Source organism: Micromonospora sp. NBRC 107095 (assembly GCF_030269705.1).
GTDB classification, from domain to species: Bacteria; Actinomycetota; Actinomycetes; order Mycobacteriales; family Micromonosporaceae; genus Micromonospora; species Micromonospora parva.
This window is the reverse complement of sequence record NZ_BSTU01000002.1, coordinates 275,270-297,886: the sequence shown is the minus strand read 5'-3', so window position 1 is coordinate 297,886 and position 22,617 is coordinate 275,270. Positions and strand designations below refer to the sequence as shown.

Below are 22,617 nucleotides of genomic sequence, written 5' to 3'. Positions count from 1 at the left end.
CCGGCAGCCCGGGTATCGTGGCGCGCGTGACCATCGACTCGGACCCGATCCCCGTCACGCTCCGCTGGGCGGTCCGGCTGCTGTGGGCAGAGGCGGCAGTCGTCGGGCTGATCGCCGTCTGGCTGATCTGGGCCGACCTCACGGCCACCCGCACCGACCTGCTGGCGGCGTTGCTGGTGACCGGGTTCGCCATCGGCGCGGCCGTCGTGCTCTGGGCGCTGGGACGCGCGCTGCTGCGCCGTCAGGCGGGCGCACGCGCCCCCGCCATCGTGCTTCAGCTGATGTTGCTGCCAATCGGTTGGTTCATGATCCAGGCGGGGCTGGGCTGGCTGGGCGTGCCGCTGATGGCGCTCGGCCTGGGCGTGGGCTGGCTGCTGGTCTGCCCTCCGACGACCCGCGCCCTCGGCTTCCAGTGACCGCCAGGGTGGGCCGGGTCGGTCAGTAGCCGCCGGAGCGGCGGGTGAGCAGCGCGATCGTGGCCCGGCCGTCGGCCGACGTGGCGGACGCCGACGTGGTCAGCGCGGTGAGCACCTTCCAGGCGAAGGACGACTCGGCGGGCAGGGTGGCACCGCGCACGGTCGGCACTGTCACCTCGACGGTGAGCGCGTCCTCGGTGACCGCGAAGCGGCACTCCAGTTCGGCGTCGCGGGTGGCGATGGCGAGCAGCATGGCGCACGCCTCGTCGACAGCGATCCGCAGATCCTCGATCTCGTCGAGCGCGAACTGCAACCGGGCCGCGAGACCGGCGGTGGCGGTGCGAAGAACGCCGAGGTAACCGCCGTCGGCGGGCACCGTGAGGTGCACCACGTCATCGTCGGTCGCTGGCTGGCCAGTCAGTTGAGTCACGCCTCATCCCCCCGGTCGGGGACTCTACCCGGTCAGTCGCCCGTACGCGTGCCGGCGGTGGTGACGTGGTCGGCCAGCTGGCGGAGCGCGTCGCCGCTGAGCCGGTAGGGAACCCACTCGCTCATCTGCTCGGCGCCGATCGAGGCGTAGAAGCCGGCGGCCGGGTTCCAGTCGATCATCCACCACTCCAGCCGTCGGTAGCCGCGTCGTACGCAGATGTCGGCCAGCGTGGCGAGCAGCAGTCGACCGGCGCCGGTGCCCCGGGCGGCCGGCCGGACGTACAGGTCCTCCAGGTAGATGCCGTGCACGCCGGCCCAGGTGGAGAAGTTGAGGAACCACAGCGCGAAGCCGACCGGTTGGTCCTGCTCATCCACCGCGACGTGACCGAAGAGGGCCGGAGCGCTCGGCTCTTCCGACGCCGCGCCGGGACCGAACAGGGCCGAGGTCAACTGTTCGACGGTGAGGTGGCACTGCTCCGGCGCGCGTTCGTACTCGGCCAGCTCGTGCACCATGGCGACGACGGCCGGCACGTCCTCGGGACGTGCCGGCCGGATCGTCGGGATGACCGGAGAGGTCACGCCTTCTTGGTCTCCCAGAAGATCTTCGAGATCTCGTCGATCTTCGCGAGCAGCTTGTCTGCGGTGGCCGGGTCGAGGCTGCCCTTGACGCCACCGGCGCCGGCGAGCTTGGTGGCCTCGTTGAACAGGCTGTGCAGGTTCGGGTACTTCTCGAAGTGCGGGGGCTTGAAGTAGTCGGTCCAGAGCACCCAAAGGTGGTGCTTGACCAGCTCGGCGCGCTGCTCCTTGATGATGACGGCGCGGGTGCGGAACTCCGGGTCGGTGTTCGACTGGTACTTCTCGCAGATCATTTTGACCGACTCGGCCTCGATCCGGGCCTGGGCCGGGTCGTAGACACCGCACGGCAGGTCGCAGTGAGCGCTCGCGGTGACGCGGGGCGCAAGGATGCGCGGAAGTCGCATCGGGATCCTCCATGGGAAGTTTGCGATGATCAAAGGCGACATTACTCCTGGAGATGCTCCCCCAACCGGTTGAGGTGAAACCAGTGACCGCCGATCACCCGGCTGAGGCGCCCCGGCTGCGGAGGCCGCTGACCGCCGTTCTGGTGACCGGCCCGTCCATGGCCCCGACGCTGCGGCACGGCGACGCGGTGCTGGTTCGCGTCGGTGGCCGCCCGATCCGGCCCGGTGACGTGGTGGTCGCGGTCTTCCGGACCCGGCCCGACCTGCTGGTGGTGAAGCGTGCGGTCCGATCGCAGGACGGCGGCTGGTGGCTGCGGGGCGACAACGACCTGATCACCGACGACTCCCGGGCGTACGGGGTGGCCGACGTGCGCGGACGGGTGGTGGCCCGCTACTGGCCGCGCCCGGGACGGGTACCTCGTCGGCAGTTATGACCCTGCTCACATCCGAGGGGTGGTGTCGACACTATGCTCGGAAAGTGCCCGGGTGACCCCCCGCACCGCGTGCCACCGCCCGCCGCCCACCTCGCGGCGGGGCAGGCCGCCTCACATCTGCTCGACAGATCCTGGAGTCACCACCATGTCTTCGTCCACCGTGGACCCCGCTGATCCCGTCTTCCAACTGCACCGGGGCGGCAAGATGGCCGTCACCTCGACCGTGCCGCTCACCAGCCGGGAGGACCTCTCCCTGGCGTACACCCCGGGGGTGGCCCGGGTGTGTGAGGCGATCGCCGCCGACCCCGCCCTGGTGGACGACTACACCTGGGTGTCGCACACGGTCGCGGTGGTCACCGACGGCTCGGCGGTGCTCGGGCTGGGCAACATCGGCCCCCGGGCCGCGCTGCCGGTGATGGAGGGCAAGGCCGTGCTGTTCAAGCAGTTCGGCGGCGTGGACGCGGTGCCGGTGTGCCTGGACACCCAGGACGTGGACGAGATCGTGGCGGTGGTGCGGGCGTTGGCACCCTCGTTCGGTGGGATCAACCTGGAGGACATCAGCGCCCCGCGCTGCTTCGAGATCGAGCGCCGACTCGACGAGGCGTTGGACATCCCGGTCTTCCACGACGACCAGCACGGCACGGCGATCGTGGTGCTCGCCGCGCTGCGCAACGCCGCGACGTTGCTCGATCGTAAGCTGGGTGACCTGCGGGTGGCGGTGAGCGGCGCGGGCGCGGCCGGCGTGGCGGTGACGAAGATGCTGATCGCCGGGGGCGTCAACCCCGACCAGGTGGTGGTCTGTGACTCCAAGGGAATCATCGGCCGGCACCGCAGCGAGCTGACCGGCACCAAGGCCGAGTTGGCGGCGAGCACCAACGCCGACGGCCGGCACGGCGACATCACCGAGGCGCTGCGCGACGCGGACGTGCTGGTTGGGGTCTCCGGCGGGCAGATCCCCGAGGCGGCGGTGGCTCAGATGGCGCCCGGCGGAATCGTGTTCGCGCTGGCGAACCCCACCCCCGAGGTGCACCCCGAAGTGGCCGCCCGGCACGTCGCCGTGGTCGCCACCGGGCGCAGTGACTACCCCAACCAGATCAACAACGTGCTGGCCTTCCCTGGGGTGTTCCGCGGTGCGCTGGACGCCGGTGCCACCAGGATCACCGAGGCGATGAAGGTCGCCGCCGCGGACGCCATCGCCGGTGTGGTGGCCGAGTCGCTGACCGCCGACGCGATCGTGCCGTCCCCGCTCGATCCGCGCGTCGCGCCGGCCGTGGCCGAGGCGGTCGCCGAAGCCGCCCGCCGCGACGGCGTCGCCCGCCGCTAGGACGCACGCGTCGGCCGGGGGCGCAGCTCGCGCCGCCGGCTTGTGCGCACGTTTGGGCCGGGGGCGCTGCGGCGCAGCTTGGGCCGCTGGCCTACGCGCACGTCTTCTTAACGAGCGCTCAGCTTGTTACCGTGCCGATCATGCGTGCTGCCTTTGCCTCCCGTTTCGACGACGCCGACCCGCTCGCCGCGCTCACCGTCGGCGAGCGGCCCGAGCCGACCCCTCCGGCGGACGACTGGGTGACCGTGCAGTTGCGGGCCACCTCGCTCAACCACCACGACCTCTGGTCGCTGCGCGGGGTGGGGCTCACCGAGGCCCAGCTGCCGATGATCCTCGGCTGCGACGCGGTCGGGGTGGACCCCGAGGGGCACCCGGTGGTCGTCTACCCGGTGGTCGTCACCCCGGGTGACCCGCGCGGGGTCTCCATCCTCTCCGAGCACTTCGCCGGGACGCTCGCCGAGCGGGTGGTCGTACCCCGGTCGAATCTGATCCCGCTGCCCGACGGCATGGCGGCGACCGACGCGGCGTGCCTGCCCACGGCCTGGCTGACCGCGTGGCGGATGCTGACCACCAAGGGCCGCGTCGCGGACGCCGACAGCGTGCTGGTCCAGGGCGCGGGCGGTGGGGTGGCCACCGCGGCCGTCGCGCTCGCCGTCGCGATGGGCAAGCGGGTGTACGCGACCAGCCGCGACGCCGTGAAGCGCGACCGGATCTCCGCCCTCGGCGCCACCGCCGTGGAGCCCGGCGCCCGGCTGCCGGAGCGGGTCGACGTGGTGATCGAGACGGTCGGCGCGGCCACCTTCGACCACTCGCTGAAGTCGGCCGCGCCGATGGCCCGGATCGTGGTCTCCGGCGCGACCGCCGGGCACGAGCCGTCGGTCAACCTGCGCCGGGTCTTCGCCATGCAGCTGGAGATCCTGGGCACCTCGATGGGCACGCCCGGTGAGCTGTACGAGCTGCTGGCGTTCTGCTCCGACAACGAGGTGCGCCCGGTTGTCGACTGCGTCATCCCGTTCAGCCGGGTCGAGGAGGCCTTCGCCCGACTGCACTCCGGCGACGCCTTCGGCAAGGTCGTCATCGACCACGAGGCCTAACGCCGCCGCGCTCGCCCCGCGCGCCGCGCGCCCCGCGGCCCCAAGATCCGCGCAACATCGGGGAAACTGCTGCATCCCGGCGTGCCGAGGCAGCAACATCCCCGATGTTGCGCAGATCTTGGGCGCGGATCCGGGTGCGGGGTGCGGGGTGCGGGGTCAGAGGTGGTCGTCGAAGGTGGCGATGTCGCCGCGCGTCGCGTCGGTGGAGATGCGCTTCTTGGCGTCCGGGTCGCCGTAGAGCGACCAGCGCAGGAACTCGACCGAGGTGTCCGAGACGACCCGCAGCGTCGCGCCGTCGCTGAGCAGCGCCCGCCCGTGGTCCCCCTTCGGCAGGCTCAGCATCGCCTTCGGCCAGGGCACCTTGTCGTAGGCGGCCTTGCCGGCCGCGTACTCGACCACCTCGTCCAGCTCACCGTGCACGAACAACTGCGGGGCGGCGGCACCGGCGAACGCGGTGCCCACCCCGAGCGCCGTGCCGGCGAACACCACCCCCGCGTCCAGCCGTTCGTCCCGGCTCGCGGTGAACAGGCCGATGGTGGTCACCCCGCCCGCCGAGTGCCCGGCGGCGGCCACCCGCTCGCCGTCCAACCGGCCGCGCAACGCGTCGCCGGCCTTGCCGTCCAACGCCAACACCTGATCCAACGCGTACGACACGTCGGCGGGCTGGTTGAGCACGTCGAGGACGTTGTTGTCAGCGCCCCGGGAGGTGTGCGGGAACGCCGGCGCGGCCACCACGAAACCGGCCGCCGCCCAGCGGGTCAGTAGCGTGGCGTAGTCGTCCGGCCGCCCACCCAGGCCGTGACTGAACATGACCACCGGGAACCGGCCTTCCGCCGCGGTCGCCGACCGCTTGGCCGCGCCGCCGGACTGCCCGGCCGCCGGGTACCAGAGCGTCGTCGGCAGCGCACGGCCGTCCCGGTTCAGCTTGAGCTGGCGTACGCCGACGCCGAAGGCATTCTCGGGCGCGGACCCGGCGGGTACCTGCGGTGTCGGCGTGGCGGCCGGCGGCGGCTCGACGGCGGCCGGCGCGGTCTGCTTCTTCGGGGCGTCCGTGGAGCAGCCGACCAGACCGGCCAGGAGCAGGGCGCTGGCCAGCAGCGCGGGGGTGACACGACGCGACATGAAGGTAATTGTGCCCTGCCGGGCCGGTGACTCCGGCGCGGTCCGGCGTGCCACGGCCACGCTGGTGCCGGTCGTCTCAGGCCGCAGCGCGTTCGGAGAGTGGACGCCGCCGCGCTGGTTCGGTCAGGGAGCGCGGGGGGAAGGCGTCGTTGGGCTCGTACCGGTTGGTTCCGGGTGGCACGATCTCGTCGATCCGGTCGAGGGTCGCGTCGTCCAGGGTGAGGGTGACGCAGTGCCTGGACCTGATCGGTTTCAAGGTCGGGTTGTACGAGGGCCTGCTCGACGAGGCCCAGCGCGCAGTCGAGCCAGGTCGTCCGCGTCCTTCGGACGGCGGGGACGCTCCGGCATCCACACCGGGTACATCTGCTTGAACTCGATCTGGGCCGCCACCGAGATCGTCGGCACGGCCAACGAACCGATCCGGCCCGGCGGCGCGTCCAGCATCCCGACCGGCAGAGGGGTGCCCGCCCAGGGGCCGGTGCCCACAGTCGGCCGACCGCTGTCGTCCCGGCCCAGGTACGCGACGCTGACCTCCACGTCACCCGCGAACAGGTCGAGCTGTAGCTCCGGCGGCATCCTCGGGTCGGGACGCCAACCCCGGGCCAGCAGCAGCGCGGCCAGCCGCTGTGCGTCCTCGCTCCAGCAGTACCAGTCGACGTCGACGTGCGGGCGGGTTACCGCGCCGAGATGGAAGTCCATCGCCCAGCCACCGCGCAGCCACACCGCGATACCAGCCGACGCGGACACCTCGACCAGCTCGGCGATGCTCGCCAACTGGCGCTGCGCGAGATCGTCCATCGGGCCACCGTACCGGCGGTGTGCTGGCAGGTCTGCCCGTGCGCGTATGCGGTGGACTTGCGAATCGGTTAACCGGATCAACCTCGGCCGGAATGGCTCGGCGGACGGATTCGCGCGGGCCGGGAGCGCGTCGAAGGTTGCTCGTTTCGCGCCTTCGCGGCGGCTGCCGAAGTGCTGCCGCGCATCATCATTGCAGTGGTAATCACGCCGTGAGGAACGGCTGGACGCTGCGTTGAAGCGCCTCCGATGAAACGCGTTCGAACGCAGCGACCAGCCGGCACTCTATATTGACGTCAGGTGCACATCTTGGTGGATACGGACCAGGCGTTGCTAATGTAGCCCCAGCGTCCTTCCGGATAACGGGCGTACACAGTTCCCCGGGCCTGCACGTAGGTGCCGCAGGCCCGGCTCACGGTGGCACCGAAGCAGGCGGCGTTGGCGCCTGGGCTCAGCCAGCTGTCGTTGCAGTGCTCCATGTACACCGAACTTCCGGCTCCGTAGAGGTTGAAGGACGGTAGGCCGATCTGGATCGTCGTGGAGGTGTTGTTGCGGACGGTGATGACCGCCTGTGTAGCATTTCCGTTCACGACGACGCATGCCTGGAAGACGGCAATCTGGTCGACCACGTAGTAGTCGCCGCAGTGCCACTTCGACGTCGCGGTGTATTGCTGCCATCCAGGGGAGGCGGAGGCTGCCTGTGGCATGCCGACAATCGCCAGCAGGGTCGCCATTGCCATCGCTAAGAGGCGTATCAATGGGCGTCGGGCGTGTGGGTTCGCAGTGGCACGGACAGGTTTCACGTGGCCCCCGTTCATTCTGGCTCGCAGTGAGGCCTGCACGCTAACACCATTAGCGTGCGCGGTGGGGGCGTCGAAATGGCGCCCTGGTCGAGGTCGAGACGCCAGCCTCAGCGTGGCCGACGGCTCGCGCAACCTCGCGCCGCTCGGGTTCCTCAGCGGGCCGCCCGTGACTCGTAGCGGGTCAGCGCCGTGCGGGCGTCGAGGGGGAGGCGCGCGCCGGCCGCGCCGTCGCCGTACAGGGTCCAGCGCAGGAAGTCGGTCGTCGTGGCCAACACCGGCGCGAACCCGGGGCGGTCCGGCGTGAGGTACTCGCCGTGCCCCTGACCGACGACGCTGAGGAAGGCCGCCGGACCCCGGGTGCGCGCGTACGCCGCCCGGCCGACCGTCACCGGCACCACCGGATCGGCCGTGCCGTGCACGAACAGCACCGGGGCGGTCGGCCCGGCGAAGCTACCGGGCAGGCCGCCGCCGGCGATCACGATGCCCGCGCGCAGCTGGCTCGGATGACCCTCGGTGAACATGCCGGAGGTGGTGAAGCCGCCCGCCGAGTGACCGGCGGCGGCGACCGCCGTGAGATCCAGGTGGCCGGCGAGCGGGTCGCCCGGGTCGCGGTCGAGCCGGCCCAGGTGCCGGATCACCCGCCAACCGTCGGCGGGCTGGTTGCGGACGTCGGCTCGGGTGAAGTGCGCGGCGTCCGCGCGGGTGTGCGGGTACGCCGGCGCGGCCACCACGAAACCGGCGGCCGCCCAACGGGTGATCAACCCGGCGTGCAGCTCGGGCCGGCTGTGCAGCCCGTGGCCGTAGACGACCACCGGGAACCGCCCGGCGGCCACCCGGTCCGCGTCCAGCGGGTACCAGATGGTCACCGGCAGGGGGCGCGCCGAGCGCGGATCGAGGGTGAGCGTACGCACGCCGACGGTGTACGACCCCTCGGGCGCTCGGCGCGCGGCCGGTGAACCGGTCGACCCGCCGGCCACGGCGGAGACCGGCGCGCACCCCGCCAGCAACGCTGTCACCAGTACGGCGACCAGCCGCCCCGCCCCCACGCCCACGCTCTCACCGTAGGCGTCGGGACCTGCGCGGCGGCCCCGCCGTCCGGCCTGCCTCTGCCCCCCCACCTGGTCGAGTCGCCTCCGCCGGGCGGTTCGACCGATGGGATCGCGGAGGTGGGGGGCGGTGCATCGGGTACGGCTTCGCTAGGGTCACCGGCATGGCTGAGAACTACACCGACCCCAGCGGCAACACCGAGGCGTTCCGTGCCTTCACCCAGACGCCGGAGGCCACCGTCCCGGCCGACGCGCCGTCCCGGCTGCCGCTCATCGTCGGCGCGGCGGTGGTCGTGGTGCTGTTGGTGGCCTTGGCCGTCTGGCTCGCCTAGCCCCTAGAGCTTCCCCACCAGGTCCCGAGTCTGCCGGGCGATCTCCCGCTCCTCGTCGGTGCTGATGACGCAGACGCTCACCTCGGCGCCATCCGGTGAGATCACCCGGTCGCCGTCACCGTCGTTGCGGGCGTCGTCCACGCTGATGCCGAGCCGGCCCAGGCCGGCCAGCGCGGCGGCCCGCACCGGCGCGGCGTGCTCGCCGACCCCGGCGGTGAAGGTGATCGCGTCGACCCGGCCGAGCAGCGCGTAGTACGCCCCGACGTAGCCGGTGATGCGCCGGCAGTACACCTCGAAGGCCAGCGCCGCCGCCCGGTCACCGGCCGCCCGGCGTTCAAGCACCTCGCGCATGTCGTTGACGCCCGTCAGCCCGAGCAGGCCGCTGCGGTGGTTGAGCAGGTCGTCGATGTCGTCCACCGACAGCCCGCCCTCCCGGCGCAGGTGGAAGATCACGGTGGGGTCGATGTCGCCGCTGCGGGTGCCCATCACCAGCCCTTCGAGGGGGGACATGCCCATCGAGGTGGCGACGCTGCGACCGTTCTCGACCGCGCACGCGCTGGCCCCGTTGCCCAGGTGCAGGGTGATCGTGTTGACCTGCTCGTACGGCCGGCCCAGCAGTTCCGCCGTGCGGCGGGACACGTACGCGTGTGAGGTGCCGTGGAAGCCGTACCGGCGGATGCCGTACCGCTCGGCGGTGTCCCGGTCGATCGCGTACGTCGCGCCGGCCTCCGGCAGGGTGTGGTGGAACGCGGTGTCGAAGACGGCGACCTGCGGGACGTCCGGCAGCGCCGCGCGGGCGACCTCGATGCCCGCCAGGTTGACCGGGTTGTGCAGGGGGGCGAGCGGGATCAGCTCGCGGATCGCGGCCAGCACCGCGTCGTCGATCAGCACCGGCGCGCTGAACTTCCGGCCGCCGTGCACCACCCGGTGCCCGACCGCCGCCAACCCGGTCAGGTCCAACCCGTCCAGGATCTGCTTGACCGCCTCGGTGTGGTCCTTCGGGCCGCCGCCGGGCTCACCGATCCGCTCGACGGTGCCGTGGTCGAGTGCCCGGTCACCGTCGTAGCGGCGCCACTTCACCGACGACGACCCGCAGTTGAGCACCAGCACCTGACTCACGACGCCTCCTCGGTGGCCGCCTGGATGGCGGTGATCGCCACCGTGTTGACGATGTCCGGCACTCCCGCGCCCCGGGACAGGTCGTTCACCGGTCGGCGTAGGCCCTGCATGACCGGGCCGACGGCGACCGCCCCGGCGGAACGTTGCACCGCCTTGTACGTGTTGTTGCCGGTGTTCAGGTCCGGGAAGATGAAGACCGTGGCGTGGCCGGCGACCGGGCTGCCCGGCAGCTTCGTCGCCGCCACCGCCGGGTCGATCGCCGCGTCGTACTGGATGGGCCCCTCGACCAGCAGGTCTGGCCGCCGCTCCCGGACCAGCGCGGTGGCCGCGGCGACCTTCTCCACGTCCGCGCCGGCACCGGAGCTGCCGGTGGAGTACGACAGCATGGCCACCCGGGGTTCGATGCCGAACCGGGCGGCGGTGTCCGCCGACGAGATCGCGATGTCGGCGAGCTGGGCCGCGTCCGGGTCGCGGTTGACCGCGCAGTCGCCGTAGACCAGCACCCGGTCGGCGAGCAGCATGAAGAAGACGCTGGACGCGACCGAGACGTCCGGCAGCGTACGGATGATCTCGAACGCGGGCCGGATGGTCGCGGCGGTGGTGTGCGTCGCGCCGGAGACCATGCCGTCGGCTCGGCCGGTCGCCACCATCAGCGTGCCGAAGTAGTTGGGCTGCGCCACGATGTCGTGCGCCAACTCGGCGGTGACGCCCCGGTGGGCGCGCAGCCCGGCGTACTCGGCGGCGAAGTCGTCGCGCCACCCGCTGGTGACCGGGTCGACCAGGTGCGCGTCGCCGAGGTCGATGCCCAGCTCGCGGGTGCGCCGGGCGATGTCGTCCGGCCTGCCGAGCAGCGTCAGCTCGGCCACTCCGCGGCGTAGCAGGATCTCCGCCGCGCGCAGGATCCGCTCGTCGGTGCCCTCCGGCAACACCAGGTGGCGGGGCTTCGAACGGGCCCGGTCGATCAGCTCGTTCTCGAACATCAGCGGGGTGACCCGCGCCGACCGGCTGACCCGCAGCCGGCGGGCCAGGTCGTCGGTGTCGACGCAGCGTTCGAACGCGCCGAGCGCGGCCTCCACCTTGCGGGGATTGGCCGCGCTGGGCCGGCCCTCGATGCGGCTGGACGCGGCCACCGTGTCGTAGCTGTCGCTGCGCACGGAGAGCACCGCCAGCCCGGTGTTGAGCCCCTCCACCAGTCGCATGACCCGGGGGTCGGGTTGCTCGCCGAGGGTGAGCACCAGCCCAGCCACCGACACCTGCCCGGCCACGTGTGCGGCGCTCGCGGCGACGAGCAGGTCGGCCCGGTCCCCGGGGGTGATCACCAGGGCGCCCTCGGTGAGGTGGCCCAGCAGGGTCGGCACATGCGCCGCGCCGACCACGAAATCCAGCACGTCGCGACCGAGCGCGGCGTCGTCCCCGGCCAGCAGGGTGGCGCCGAGCGCCGCCGCCACCTCGGCCACCGTCGGCGCCGACACGCTCGGCACCTCCGGGATGGCGTACGCGGGCACCGGCAGGTCGGGCAGCGTCATCGGCTCGGACACCCGGTTGGCGATCACCGCGAGCACTGTCGCGCCCAGGTCGGCCAGATCGTGGTACGCCCCTCGCATCGCCGCTGCCACGGCCGCCGGCTCCTGCCCGAAGCCGTCCACCACGGGCACCACCACGCTGCCGAACTCGGTGGCCAGCCGGGCGTTGAAGGCCAGCTCGCGGGGGCGGGCCGGGTCGCCCGGGTCGTCGAAGTCGCTGCCCACCACGACCACCGCCGGGCACTGCCGTTCCACCGCCCGGTAGCGCTCGACGATCGCGGAGATCAGCTGCTCCCGTCGGCCGTCCGCGACCAGCGCGGCAGCCTCGGCGTAGCTCGCCCCGGCCAGCTCGGCCAGCGGCACCTCGACCCGGTACCGCTCGCTGAGCAGGGCGAGGATCGGATCCTGCCCGGTGTCGGCGACCAGCGGCCGGAACACGCCGATCCGCCCCACCTGGCGGGACAGCAACTCCGCCAACCCAAGGGCGATCGTCGACTTGCCCCCGCCGGACCCCACGCTAGTCAGATACACACTTCGGGCCACAGCCCCACCCTAGAAGATCGCGAACCCCGCCACCCGGGCCCTCCGACCCTGCCCCCAGCCCCCCTGGCCCGGCCCCCCGCCCTCGCCCGCCCCCGCCCTCGCCCGGTGATCATGAAGTTAACGCCCGACACGCCGACGACACGCGCGGCTAACTTCATGATCAACGCGCGGGGGGCGCGGGGGTGGGGTGGGGGTGGGGTGGGGGTGGGGGTTAGGCGTCGTCGTCGTCGGGGTCGTCGAGGCGGGCCAGGTAGGTGGCGAGGCGTTCGATGGGGGTTTCGAAGTCGGGGTTGAGGTCGACGAAGTCGCGCAGACGCTCGCCGAGCCACTCCAGGGTCACCTGCTCCTCGCCCCGGCGCTCGACCAGTTCCTCGATGCCACGGTCGGTGAAGTACATGGGTACATCCTCGTGCTCGGCCCGGCTCGGGCCGGGCGGGTGGGGTAGGCCGGTGGGTGGGTGATCGACCGGGGGACCTACGAGAGCCGGGGCAGGACCGTGGTGAAACGGCCCTGCCCCGGCTGCCGTGCTCAGGTCAGGTCACGGGCGCGGGAGTGCCGCCTCGATCAGCGCGTTCTGCTCGACCTCGTGGGTCTTGGCCGAGCCGACCGCCGGGGCGGCTGCGGCCGGGCGGGAGATCCGCCGCAGCCGAACGTCGGTGAGGTGCTCCAGCAGGTTGAGCGCGACGAACGACCAGGCGCCCTGGTTGGCCGGCTCCTCCTGCACCCAGGCGAAGTCCTCCGCGTTCGGGAACTGCGCCAGGGCGGCCCGGATCTCCTCCACCGGCAGCGGGTACAGCTGCTCGAGCCGGATGATGGCGGTGTCGGTGACGCCGCGCTCCTGCCGGGCCTGGAACAGGTCGTAGTAGACCTTGCCGGAGCAGAGCAGCACCCGCTTCACCGCCTCCGGCGCCGGGGCGGCCGTGTCGCGCAGCACCGGCTGGAAGGTGCCGGTGGTGAAGTCCTCCACCGGCGAGACGCAGAGCTTGTGCCGCAGCAGCGACTTCGGCGTGAACACCACCAACGGCTTGCGCTTGGGCGACAGGGCCTGGCGGCGCAGCAGGTGGAAGTAGTTCGCCGGGGTGGTCGGGATGGACACCCGCATGTTGTCCTCGGCGCACATCTGCAGGAACCGCTCCGGCCGGCCGGAGGTGTGGTCCGGGCCCTGACCCTCGTGGCCATGCGGCAGCAGCAGGGTGATGGCGGAACGCTGACCCCACTTCACCTCACCGGACGAGATGAACTCGTCGATCACCGACTGGGCGCCGTTGACGAAGTCGCCGAACTGGGCCTCCCAGGCGACGAGGGCGTTGATGTTCTCCACCGAGTAGCCGTACTCGAAGCCCATCGCCGCGTACTCGCTGAGCAGCGAGTCGTGCACGAAGAACCGGGAGCGGTCGCCGTCGCCGGTGAGCGACTTCAACGGCAGGTAGTCGTCGCCGGTGCGGGAGTCGACCACCGAGGCGTGCCGCTGGACGAACGTGCCGCGACGCGAGTCCTGCCCGGCGAGCCGGACGGTGACCCCGTCGTGCAGCAGCGCCCCGAGCGCGATGATCTCGCCGAAGCCCCAGTCGATGTTGCCCTCGACGGACATCTTGGCCCGCCGGTCCAGCAGCTGCTGGATCCGCTTGTGCGGGGTGAAGCCCTCCGGCAGGTTGATGTGCGCCTGGCCGATGGCCTTGACCACTGACGCGTCGGTGGCGGTGTCGACCTGCGGCTCCGGCTCCTCCTCGCGGCGCGGCCGGTTGAGTTGGCGCGGTGCCGAGGCGGCGTCCCGGGTGGCCTTGAAGACCTTCTCCAGCTGCGCCTGGTAGTCGCGCAGCAGTTCCTCCGCGTCCTCCACGGTGATGTCGCCGCGACCGATCAGCTCCTCGGTGTAGAGCTTGCGGACCGAGCGCTTCGAGTCAATGATCTTGTACATCTGCGGGTTGGACATCGACGGGTCGTCGCCCTCGTTGTGCCCGCGCCGGCGGTAGCAGACCATGTCGATCACGACGTCCTTGTTGAACGTCTGCCGGTACTCGAACGCCAGCCGGGCCACCCGGACCACGGCCTCCGGGTCGTCGCCGTTGACGTGGAAGATCGGCGCCTGGATCATCCGGGCCACGTCGGTGCTGTAGAGGCTGGACCGGCTGTACTCCGGGGCGGTGGTGAAGCCGACCTGGTTGTTGACCACCACGTGCACGGTGCCGCCGGTGCGGTAGCCGCGCAGCTGCGACAGGTTCAGCGTCTCGGCCACCACGCCCTGCCCGGCGAAGGCGGCGTCACCGTGCACCGCCAGCGGCAGCACGGTGTAGCCCTCCAGCTTGAGGTCTATCCGGTCCTGCTTGGCCCGGACGATGCCCTCCAGCACCGGGTCGACGGCCTCCAGGTGCGACGGGTTGGCCACCACCGACACCTTGACCGCGTGCTCGCCGTCGGGGGTGGTGAACTTGCCGTTCTGACCCAGGTGGTACTTCACGTCGCCGGAGCCCTGCGTCGAGCGCGGGTCCAGGTGGCCCTCGAACTCGGAAAAGATCTTCTCGTACGGCTTGCCGACGATGTTGGCCAGCACGTTGAGCCGACCCCGGTGGGCCATGCCGATGACGACCTCGTCCAGCCCGCTCTCGGCGGACGACTCCAGCACCTCACCGAGCAGCGGGATCAGCGACTCGCCGCCCTCCAGCGAGAAGCGCTTCTGGCCGACGTACTTCGTCTGCAGGAAGGTCTCGAACGCCTCGGCGGCGTTGAGCCGGTTGAGCACGTGCTTCTGCTCGTCGGCGGACGGCTTCTCGTACTTGCGCTCGATCCGTTCCTGGACCCAGCGGCGCTCCTCCGGGTCCTGGATGTGCATGTACTCAATGCCGACCCGGCGGCAGTACGAGTCGCGCAGCACGCCGAGGATCTCGCGCAGCTTCATCCGCTGCCGACCGGCGAAGCCGTTGACCGGGAACTCGCGGTCCAGGTCCCACAGGGTGAGCCCGTGCTGGAGGACGTCCAGGTCGGGGTGCTTGCGGATCTTGAATTCCAGCGGGTCGGTGTCAGCCATCAGGTGACCGCGCACCCGGTACGCGTGGATCAGCTCGTGCACCCGGGCGGTCTTGTTGATCTGACCCTCGGAGTTGACCGCCACGTCGCGCATCCACCGCACCGGCTCGTACGGGATGCGCAGCGAGGTGAAGATCTCGTCGTAGAAGTCGTGCTCGCCCAGGATCAGCTCGTGCATCACCTTGAGGAACTCGCCGGACTGCGCGCCCTGGATGATCCGGTGGTCGTACGTGCTGGTCAGCGTGATGATCTTGCTGACCGCCAGCTCGGCCAGGGTGGCCTCGGACATCCCCTGGTAGGGGGCCGGGTACTCCATCGCGCCGACACCGATGATCGCGCTCTGCCCCTGCATGAGCCGCGGCATCGAGTGCACGGTGCCGATGCCGCCCGGGTTGGTCAGCGAGATCGTGGTGCCGGAGTAGTCCTCCATGGTCAGCTCGTTGCGCCGGGCCCGGCGGACCACGTCCTCGTACGCCTGCCAGAACTGCCGGAAGTCCATCTGCTCGCAGCCCTTGATGGAGGGGACCACCAGGTTGCGGCTGCCGTCCGGCTTGGCCAGGTCGATCGCGATGCCGAGGTTGACGTGTGCCGGGCGGACCACCGCCGGCTTGCCGTTGGCCTCGGCGAAGGAGTTGTTCATCTCCGGGTGCTGGACCAGCGCGCGCACCATCGCGTAACCGACGAGGTGGGTGAAGCTGACCTTGCCACCCCGCCCCCGGGCGAGGTGGTTGTTGATCACGATGCGGTTGTCCACGAGCAGCTTGGCCGGAACCGCGCGCACGCTGGTCGCGGTGGGCACGCTCAGCGAGGCGTCCATGTTCTGGACGATCTTCGCGGCGACGCCCCGCAACGGGGTGGTCTGCGGGCCGTCGGCGCTCGGCTCGGTGGCCTTCGCGGCCGGCTTGGCCGGGGCTGCCTTCTCTGGTGCCGCCTTCGCCGGGGCGGCCTTGGGCGCGGCCGGCGCGGCGGGCTTGGTCGATGCCGGCTGGGCGGCGGCCGGCTTGCTCGGCGCAGCCGGCTTGCTCGCGGTCGCCGGCTTGGCCGGGGCGCTCGGCTGGGCGACGGTGACGGCGGCCTCGGGCTGACCGTCCGGCTCGGGGGCTGCGGCCGGCTTGTCCGACGATTCGGCACCGCCCGGGGTGCCCGCACCTGGTGCCGGCCGGTAGTCGGCGAAGAAGTCGTGCCAGGCCGAATCGACGCTCGATGGGTCGGCGAGGTAACGCTGGTACATCTCCTCGACGATCCACTCATTCGGGCCGAAACCCGCCAGTGGGTTCTCCTGCGAAGTCTGCTGGGTCGACACGGCCGGTAATCGCCTCTTTCACGCGGGTTTGTGTGGCACGCGGTGTGTCCTGTCGCGCCCGATTAGGAGCACGGACTGAACGGCTCCCAGGCTACGCCGTACCGATCCCGCAGGCATTTCCGCCTCGGTCCCGTGGCCGGTTTCACAGAAGATGCCAGAAGTTCGGCAACCGCTGCGCGTCTGGTGGAGAGCTGGTAGCGCGTCAGGTCCACGATGTCCCCGGGCCGCCGATGGCGGTGACGACCCCGGAGCGGCCAGCTTGTCACGGCCACCCCGGGGTCGGGTGCGCTGTCAGGCGATGTCGCGCCGCCGGGTGAGCAGGACACCGACAACCCCGCTGACCAGCGCGTAGCCGATCAGCACCAGGGCGCCTACCCACCAGGACGGGGTGAACTCCGAGGTGCCCTCCGTGATCATGACCTGGGATGCCACAGCGGGCCAGATCACCTGCCACTTGAGCACCGCCTCGCTGTCGAGCAGGTTCGACAGGAGCAGGAACAGCAGACCCACCACCTGGGTGCCGATCAGATAGAGCACGGCAGCCGTGATCACCGCTCCGAGCTGGTTGGTGATCAGCGTGCCGATGCCCACCCCCAGGATCGTCCAGATGGCGTAGGCGAGCAGGTTGAACAGCAGTGCCCGCTGCACGGGCCACTCACCGAGCTGGGTGCCGTAGTCGTTCGCGGACAGGAAGATCGAGCCGGCAGCCAGGTCGATCAGCGTGGTGGCCAGCCAGAACATGAAGCCGAGCAGGCTCGCGGCGACGAGCTTGCTGACGATGACAGACGTTCGCCGCGGAGTCGTCAGGAACGTCGTGGTCGCGGTCTGGTGGAAGAACTCGTTGGTGACCATCAGGATGCCGATGAGCATCACGAACATCAGCCCGAGGTACTGGCCCGAGGTGTAGAGGTTCGCCGCCTGCGCCGGCGCGGTCGCCTGCTCGGCGCTGATGCCGATCTCGTCGGCGTCGCCGCCGAGCGCCGTGACGGCCAGCCACGCGTTGACAGCGAACGCCAGCGCGATCGAGAGGAACGCGCCGAGAGCCAGCCACCACCAGGTGCTGGTGGTGCGGATCTTGAGTAGCTCGGATCGGACCAGGTTCATCGGATGCCCGCCTTTCCGGCCGTCAGCTCCAGGAAGACCCGTTCCAGATCGGGCCGTTCGGTGGTCAGTTCGTGCAGCTCCACACCGGCGGTGAGGGCGGCGCGACCGATCGTCGGGGCGTCCACCCCGGCGACCAGCAGCACGCCGTGCTCGTCGACGTCCACTGTCGCCGACTGCGCCTTCAGGGCGGCGGTCAACGCCTCGGCCTGCGGGGTGCGGACCCGAACCCGGGCACCCTGGGCCATCGACCCGAGCACCTGGTCGACCGGACCCTGCCGGACCAGCTGCCCGGCCGCGATGATCACCACGTCGTCGGCGAGCAGTTGCATCTCCGACAGCAGGTGACTGGAGACCAGCACCGTACGGCCCTCGTGGGCGAGGTTCTTGAGGAATCCGCGCATCCACCGGATGCCCTCCGGGTCGAGCCCGTTGGCCGGCTCGTCGAGAATCAGCACCCGGGGGTCACCGAGCATCGCGGCGGCGATGCCCAGCCGCTGCTTCATGCCCAGCGAGTAACCCTTGAACTTGCGCTTCGCCGCCGGGGTCAGCCCGACCAGGGCCAGCGCCTCGTCGGCCCGCTCCTTGGGCAGCCCGGCCGCCGCGCAGATCACCCGCAGGTGGTTGACGCCGGTACGGCCCTTGTGCGCGCTGGACGCCTCCAGCACCGCGCCGACGTGCCGCAGCGGGTTGCTGAGGTCGACGTACCGCTGACCACTGATGGTGGCCGTGCCGGCGGTCGGCGTGACCAGGTTCAGCAGCATGCGCAGCGTGGTGGTCTTGCCGGCGCCGTTCGGGCCGAGGAAGCCGGTCACCCGTCCCGGTGCCACGGTGAAGGACAGGTTGTTCACCGCCCGGACGTTCTTGTACTGCTTCGTCAGACCGGACACCACGATCTGACCGTCGCTGGTGGGGCTTCGCTGCCCGTCAGTCATCGTTCTCCTCCCGTGTGTGGCGTCGAGGTACGCCGTGGCACAGCGTGACGGCCCAATGCAACAAGGTCAATCAGGCGCGGTCCGTATGTCCTGATCCGTCGCAGGGCGGAGGCGACTCCTCCCTGCGGACTACCGCCGGGTTCAGCGGGCGATCCAGGTTGCCCGCGCCGCGCCGAGCAGCGCGCCGTCCGGCCCGTACAGGCTGGTGTGCACGAGCGCCTTGCGGCCATCGACGCGCAGCAACGCCCCGGTCACCACGCACTCGTCGCCCGGCCGCGGCAGCGCCGCGATCGCCGCGGCGATGCGGCCCAGCAGGTACGGGCGGCCCGGCGCGAGCACCGCCCAGCCGCCGGGGCAGTCCAGCGCCGCCCAGACCGTGGCCTCACTGACCTGCGCGGGCGCGCGGAACGGCGCGGCGGTCCGCCCGTCCGGCAGCCGGCCGGGAAAGATCCGCAGCCCGTCGATCCGTTGCGGTCCGCACACGTAGCAGCTGGGGAACGGATGCTCGACCAGGCCGGGGTAGCGGGTCGCGGCGGCCACCGCCGTCTCCAGGTCGACCGGGGGTACGACGGCATCGACCACCCCGGCCGCGCGCACCTCGGCCACCAGTTCACCGGTCGGGTCCCGGACCTTCCCGTCGATCAGGGTCAGCTCGGTCTCCAGCGGTGGTGGCCGGCGCAGCGTCACCTCGACCGGCCCGCTGCCGCCCGCCGCGGTGGCGAAGGTCCCGGCGCTCCAGCCGCCGTTGCCGGAACCGGCCGGCCCGTTGTATCGGGACTCGATGCGCATCGTCGACCTCCGATGGTGCGTGTCGGCGCCGTCGCCAGCCTGCCCCGGGCAGCCTCGCACGGTCTCCGCCGGGCGTCGCCAGCGGTCTCGCCGGCCGGCGTTCACCCGATCGACACCAGTGGTCCCCGTGGATGGCAACCCGGGCACCTACACAGATCCCATGGCCGTTCTGCATGCCGCTGGCGCACCCTTGACGACCAGCGGATACACCCTGCTGATCGCCGACGACCCCATCCAGGTCGCGGCCGCGCAACGCCTGCGCCACGAGGTGTTCGCCACCGAGTTGGGCGCCACCCTCCTTCCCGGCGAGGCCGGGCTGGACGTGGACCCCTTCGACGCGTACTGCGACCATCTGATCGTCCGCGAGGACAGCACCGGCGAGGTGGTCGGCACGTACCGGCTGCTGCCACCGGGACGCACCGCTCGGCGGTACGCCGAGAACGAGTTCGACCTCACCGCGCTCGACCCGCTCCGTGACGACCTGGTCGAGACGGGCCGGTCCTGTGTGCACCCGGACCATCGCTCCGGGGCGGTGATCAACCTGATGTGGGCTGGCCTCACCCGTTACCTGCACCTGCGTGGCTCGCGCTGGCTCGGCGGCTGTGCGTCGGTGCCGGTGGCCGACGGCGGGCGGACGGTCGCCGAGGTGTGGGCCCAGGCCCAGGCCCGCCACCTGTCGCCGCCGCCGCTGCGGGTCCGCCCGTTGCGGCCCTGGTTCGCCGAGGCCGCCTCCGCAGCCGGCCCGCTCCCCACCGCCACCGGCCCGGTCACCGCCGCCGGGCGCGTCACCATTCCGCCACTGCTGCGGGGCTATCTCCGGCTGGGCGCGTGGATCTGCGGCGAGCCGTCGTACGACAGCGACTTCGGCTGCGCGGACTTCTACGTCCTCTTCTCCCTGGACCGGATGAACCCGCGCTACCTGCGGCACTTCCTGGGCGGGGAGCAGCGGTGACCGGCGTGCCGCGTGACCTGTGGCGGCCCTCCTCGGGCTGCGACGACGACTGCCTGCCGATGGCCGGAGAGGTGCCCACCGTGCCGGTGGCCCGCCGGGTGCTCCGGCTGGTCGCCGCGCTCGGCATGCTGCTGGCCGGGATCCCGGTGGCGCTGCTGTCGCCGGTGCTTCCCACCCGGGAGCGGCAGACGCTGATCAGCGGTTGGGCCCGCGCCACCGTGCGCGCCTTCGGTGTCCGCCTGGTGGTGAAGGGGCGGCTGCCCCGGCGGCGCGCGCTGCTGGTCGCCAACCACGTCTCCTGGCTGGACATCCTCGCGGTGCTGGCGGTCGCGCCCACCCGGATGGTCGCGAAGCGGGAGGTCCGCTCGTGGCCGGTACTCGGGCTGCTGGCCGCGGCGGCGGGCACCGTCTTCGTGGACCGGTCCCGGCCGCTGGCGTTGCCGACCACCGTCGGCCGGGTCGCCGACGCGCTGCGCGCCGGGCGGTCGGTGGCGGTCTTTCCGGAGGGTACGACGTGGTGCGCCGGAAGCAACGCGACCGACTGCCGCCCCGGCGGTGGTTTCCGGCCCGCGACGTTCCAGGCGGCCATCGACACCGGCAGTCCGGTGGTGCCGCTGCGGCTCAGCTACCGCTGCGCGGCCACCGGGTCGACCACCACGATCGCCGCCTTCCTCGGCGCGGACACCCTGCTGCGCTCGGTGGCCCGGGTGGTCGCGGCGCGGGAGCTGGTGGTCTCGGTGACGATCGCCGGAGCGCTGCACCCGGCCCGTGGCGCCGACCGGCGGTGGCTGGCCCGGGCCGCCGAGTCGGCCGTACACCTGTTGCCAGTCGCGGGTGCCCGGACGCCGGCCCGGCTGCGGGCGGTCCCCACAGCGACCCCGACTGTTCCGGTGCCGACGCACACCCCCGATCGGGAGCTGGACCTGGCGGCCTGAGGGAGAGGTCCGCGCCCGTACTCCGCGCCCGCTCCGTGCGGAGGCGCCCGACACTCGCGACTGTCTTGTGGTGTCGCGATGTATCGCGTTACATTCTTCGCGTGTTCGGCGTGCGTCCGCGCGTCGGCGAGAGGGGGACGCCATGGCCGGATGGACGATCGAGAGCCCGCAGCGGCTCACAGTGGACGATCCGGTCGTCAGGCTGGACGTCCGACTGATCAGTGGACGGCTCAACGTGGTCGCCACCGACGGTCCGGCCCGGATCGACGTCACCCAGGTCGGCCGCCGCCCGGTCCTGATCGACCACGCCGACGGCCGGCTCGTCATCCGCCAGGAGCGCGGCCGGGGCTGGTCGGGCGTGCTGGGGTGGTTCCGGTCGATGCACCGTTTCCCGCGGGTGAACGTCTCCGTGGCCGTGCCCGCCGACACCCTCGCCGACCTGAGCCTGGTCGCCGGCCAGCTCGTCGCGTCCGGCCTGCGCCGGCAGACCAGGGTCGACGTCGTCGCCGGTCAGATCACCCTGATGGCCCTGCGCGGCAACACCACAGCGACGATCACCTCCGGGCCGGTGGAGGCGCTCGGCGTCCGTGGCGACCTCAGCCTCGAGACGGTCTCCGGGGAGGTGATCCTCGCCGACAGCGCCGCCGAGCGGGTGCGCGCCCAGACCGTGTCCGGCGCCATCACCTGCGACCTGGACAATCCCCGGCGCAGCGACATCACCCTGACCACCATCTCGGGCAGCATCACCGTCCGGGTCCGGGAGGACAGCGACCTCACCGTCCGGCTGAACACCGCCTCCGGCCGGATCACCAGCGGCTTTCCGCAGGTGCACACCTCGACGTTCCCGCTGCCCAGCAGCGAAGGGGTGCTCGGCGCCGGCGAGGGTAAGCTCTGGGCTTCCGCGACCTCGGGGAGCATCGCCCTGCTCGCCCGAGCGGTCGACGACGACGGGGAGGAGCTGCCGTGACCGCCGTGTTCAGCCACGGTCGGCTCCGGCTCTACCTGCTCAAGCTCCTCGACGACGGCCCGAAGCACGGCTACGAGCTGATCCGACTGCTGGAGGACCGGTTCCTCGGGCTGTACGCGCCCAGCGCCGGCACCATCTACCCCCGGCTGCAACGGCTGGAGGTCGAAGGGCTGGTCAGCCACACCGCGGCCGGTGGCCGCAAGACGTACGAGATCACCGACGCCGGGCGTGCCGAGCTGCGCCAGCGGGCCGGCGAGCTGACCGCGCTGGAGGCGGACATCGCCGCCTCCGTGGCGGATCTCTCCAGCCTGGCCGGCGAGATCCGCAGCGAGGTACGCGGATCGGTGCGCGACCTCAAACGGGAGCTGAGCGAGGCCACCCGGCAGACCCGGCGAGCCCGGTGGGAGGCGCCCGCGCCGCCGCCCCGCCCGACGTCGACCACCGGCCCGCAGGCCGGGCTGATCGACGAACTCGACCAGCGGTTGGCCGCGTTCACCGCCGAGGTGGGCCGGCTGATGCGCGCCCGGCAGTTCAGCGACACCCAGCTGCGCACCGCGATCCGGCTGCTCGACGGCGCCCTCGATGGGCTGCGTCGCCTGCTGCGCTGACCGACGGCGACTCACAGCCTTTTTGCAGGAAGCGTCCAGCGCT

Annotated in this window: 24 protein-coding genes; 9 read left to right on the top strand and 15 right to left on the bottom strand. The window is 71.7% G+C overall.

Annotation, left to right across the window (positions count from 1 at the left end):
• The first annotated feature begins 26 nt into the window (after nucleotides 1-26).
• The gene (locus QSK15_RS13670) at nucleotides 27-416 is read left to right on the top strand and encodes a hypothetical protein (RefSeq protein WP_210862675.1); all 390 of its coding nucleotides are present in this window, start codon (nucleotides 27-29) and stop codon (nucleotides 414-416) included.
• 22 nt (nucleotides 417-438) lie between these two features.
• On the opposite strand, the gene QSK15_RS13665 is transcribed toward QSK15_RS13670, so the two are convergent.
• From QSK15_RS13665 to sodN, 3 genes are read right to left on the bottom strand one after another with little or no spacing between them, the layout of a single operon-like run.
• Nucleotides 439-846 (bottom strand): ATP-binding protein, encoded by a 408-nt coding sequence (locus QSK15_RS13665; RefSeq protein ID WP_030336681.1) that lies wholly within the window; start codon nucleotides 844-846, stop codon nucleotides 439-441.
• Nucleotides 847-878: 32 nt separating this feature from the next.
• Nucleotides 879-1,424, bottom strand: a complete 546-nt coding sequence (locus QSK15_RS13660) for a GNAT family N-acetyltransferase (RefSeq protein WP_285794591.1) — start codon at nucleotides 1,422-1,424, stop codon at nucleotides 879-881.
• Complete coding sequence (sodN, locus tag QSK15_RS13655) at nucleotides 1,421-1,825, bottom strand: superoxide dismutase, Ni (protein ID WP_030490383.1); 405 nt, start codon at nucleotides 1,823-1,825, stop codon at nucleotides 1,421-1,423. Before sodN ends, QSK15_RS13660 begins: the two co-directional genes overlap by 4 nt.
• A gap of 53 nt (nucleotides 1,826-1,878) precedes the next feature.
• Here sodN and QSK15_RS13650 point away from each other — a divergent pair, with 53 nt between their 5' ends.
• From QSK15_RS13650 to QSK15_RS13640, 3 genes are all read left to right on the top strand, one after another.
• Nucleotides 1,879-2,259 (top strand): S26 family signal peptidase, encoded by a 381-nt coding sequence (locus QSK15_RS13650; protein WP_377617207.1) that lies wholly within the window; start codon nucleotides 1,879-1,881, stop codon nucleotides 2,257-2,259.
• 145 nt (nucleotides 2,260-2,404) lie between these two features.
• Entirely contained in the window at nucleotides 2,405-3,583 is a 1,179-nt protein-coding gene (locus QSK15_RS13645) for an NAD(P)-dependent malic enzyme (protein ID WP_285794589.1), read from the top strand.
• A 131-nt stretch (nucleotides 3,584-3,714) separates the two neighbouring features.
• A complete protein-coding gene (locus tag QSK15_RS13640) occupies nucleotides 3,715-4,677 on the top strand; it encodes a zinc-binding dehydrogenase (protein WP_285794588.1) in 963 nt (320 codons plus the stop codon).
• Between the two features lie 156 nt (nucleotides 4,678-4,833).
• Here the strand turns inward: QSK15_RS13640 and QSK15_RS13635 are convergent, their stop codons facing one another.
• From QSK15_RS13635 to QSK15_RS13615, 5 genes are all read right to left on the bottom strand, one after another.
• On the bottom strand, nucleotides 4,834-5,799 hold the full coding sequence (locus tag QSK15_RS13635) for an alpha/beta hydrolase family protein (RefSeq protein ID WP_285794587.1): 966 nt from the start codon (nucleotides 5,797-5,799) through the stop codon (nucleotides 4,834-4,836).
• 76 nt (nucleotides 5,800-5,875) lie between these two features.
• Nucleotides 5,876-6,055 carry a hypothetical protein gene (locus tag QSK15_RS13630; protein ID WP_285794586.1) on the bottom strand — a complete coding sequence of 60 codons (180 nt, stop codon included), beginning with the start codon at nucleotides 6,053-6,055 and terminating at the stop codon, nucleotides 5,876-5,878.
• Complete coding sequence (locus tag QSK15_RS13625) at nucleotides 6,052-6,597, bottom strand: nucleotidyltransferase domain-containing protein (RefSeq protein WP_285794585.1); 546 nt, start codon at nucleotides 6,595-6,597, stop codon at nucleotides 6,052-6,054. The genes QSK15_RS13630 and QSK15_RS13625 overlap by 4 nt, the downstream gene beginning before the upstream one ends.
• A 293-nt stretch (nucleotides 6,598-6,890) precedes the next feature.
• Nucleotides 6,891-7,334 carry a hypothetical protein gene (locus QSK15_RS13620; RefSeq protein WP_285794584.1) on the bottom strand — a complete coding sequence of 148 codons (444 nt, stop codon included), beginning with the start codon at nucleotides 7,332-7,334 and terminating at the stop codon, nucleotides 6,891-6,893.
• A 215-nt stretch (nucleotides 7,335-7,549) separates the two neighbouring features.
• A complete protein-coding gene (locus QSK15_RS13615; protein WP_502889614.1) occupies nucleotides 7,550-8,443 on the bottom strand; it encodes an alpha/beta hydrolase family protein in 894 nt (297 codons plus the stop codon).
• Between the two features lie 164 nt (nucleotides 8,444-8,607).
• Here QSK15_RS13615 and QSK15_RS13610 point away from each other — a divergent pair, with 164 nt between their 5' ends.
• Entirely contained in the window at nucleotides 8,608-8,775 is a 168-nt protein-coding gene (locus QSK15_RS13610) for a hypothetical protein (protein WP_285794582.1), read from the top strand.
• Nucleotides 8,776-8,778: 3 nt separating this feature from the next.
• Here the strand turns inward: QSK15_RS13610 and QSK15_RS13605 are convergent, their stop codons facing one another.
• From QSK15_RS13605 to QSK15_RS13575, 7 genes are all read right to left on the bottom strand, one after another.
• The gene (locus QSK15_RS13605) at nucleotides 8,779-9,894 is read right to left on the bottom strand and encodes an acetate/propionate family kinase (RefSeq protein ID WP_285794581.1); all 1,116 of its coding nucleotides are present in this window, start codon (nucleotides 9,892-9,894) and stop codon (nucleotides 8,779-8,781) included.
• On the bottom strand, nucleotides 9,891-11,960 hold the full coding sequence (gene pta, locus QSK15_RS13600) for a phosphate acetyltransferase (RefSeq protein WP_285794580.1): 2,070 nt from the start codon (nucleotides 11,958-11,960) through the stop codon (nucleotides 9,891-9,893). Before pta ends, QSK15_RS13605 begins: the two co-directional genes overlap by 4 nt.
• 211 nt (nucleotides 11,961-12,171) lie before the next feature.
• A complete protein-coding gene (locus QSK15_RS13595; RefSeq protein WP_110561692.1) occupies nucleotides 12,172-12,357 on the bottom strand; it encodes a DUF6104 family protein in 186 nt (61 codons plus the stop codon).
• Between the two features lie 141 nt (nucleotides 12,358-12,498).
• Nucleotides 12,499-16,287 carry a multifunctional oxoglutarate decarboxylase/oxoglutarate dehydrogenase thiamine pyrophosphate-binding subunit/dihydrolipoyllysine-residue succinyltransferase subunit gene (locus QSK15_RS13590; RefSeq protein ID WP_285794579.1) on the bottom strand — a complete coding sequence of 1,263 codons (3,789 nt, stop codon included), beginning with the start codon at nucleotides 16,285-16,287 and terminating at the stop codon, nucleotides 12,499-12,501.
• A gap of 291 nt (nucleotides 16,288-16,578) precedes the next feature.
• Entirely contained in the window at nucleotides 16,579-17,391 is an 813-nt protein-coding gene (locus QSK15_RS13585) for an ABC transporter permease (RefSeq protein ID WP_285794578.1), read from the bottom strand.
• Nucleotides 17,388-18,323: an ABC transporter ATP-binding protein gene (locus QSK15_RS13580; protein WP_285794577.1), complete on the bottom strand. Its 936-nt coding sequence runs from the start codon at nucleotides 18,321-18,323 to the stop codon at nucleotides 17,388-17,390. Before QSK15_RS13580 ends, QSK15_RS13585 begins: the two co-directional genes overlap by 4 nt.
• 141 nt (nucleotides 18,324-18,464) lie before the next feature.
• Nucleotides 18,465-19,112: a hypothetical protein gene (locus QSK15_RS13575; RefSeq protein WP_285794576.1), complete on the bottom strand. Its 648-nt coding sequence runs from the start codon at nucleotides 19,110-19,112 to the stop codon at nucleotides 18,465-18,467.
• A 160-nt stretch (nucleotides 19,113-19,272) separates the two neighbouring features.
• On the opposite strand from QSK15_RS13575, the gene QSK15_RS13570 reads away from it, so the two are divergent.
• The 4 genes from QSK15_RS13570 (at nucleotide 19,273) to QSK15_RS13555 (ending at nucleotide 22,574) form a co-directional block, all read left to right on the top strand.
• Nucleotides 19,273-20,064 carry a GNAT family N-acetyltransferase gene (locus tag QSK15_RS13570; protein ID WP_285794575.1) on the top strand — a complete coding sequence of 264 codons (792 nt, stop codon included), beginning with the start codon at nucleotides 19,273-19,275 and terminating at the stop codon, nucleotides 20,062-20,064.
• Nucleotides 20,061-20,999 carry a lysophospholipid acyltransferase family protein gene (locus tag QSK15_RS13565; RefSeq protein ID WP_502889582.1) on the top strand — a complete coding sequence of 313 codons (939 nt, stop codon included), beginning with the start codon at nucleotides 20,061-20,063 and terminating at the stop codon, nucleotides 20,997-20,999. Before QSK15_RS13570 ends, QSK15_RS13565 begins: the two co-directional genes overlap by 4 nt.
• Before the next feature lie 142 nt (nucleotides 21,000-21,141).
• Complete coding sequence (locus QSK15_RS13560; protein ID WP_285794574.1) at nucleotides 21,142-21,966, top strand: DUF4097 family beta strand repeat-containing protein; 825 nt, start codon at nucleotides 21,142-21,144, stop codon at nucleotides 21,964-21,966.
• A complete protein-coding gene (locus tag QSK15_RS13555; protein ID WP_285794573.1) occupies nucleotides 21,963-22,574 on the top strand; it encodes a PadR family transcriptional regulator in 612 nt (203 codons plus the stop codon). Before QSK15_RS13560 ends, QSK15_RS13555 begins: the two co-directional genes overlap by 4 nt.
• Nucleotides 22,575-22,617: the final 43 nt, after the last annotated feature.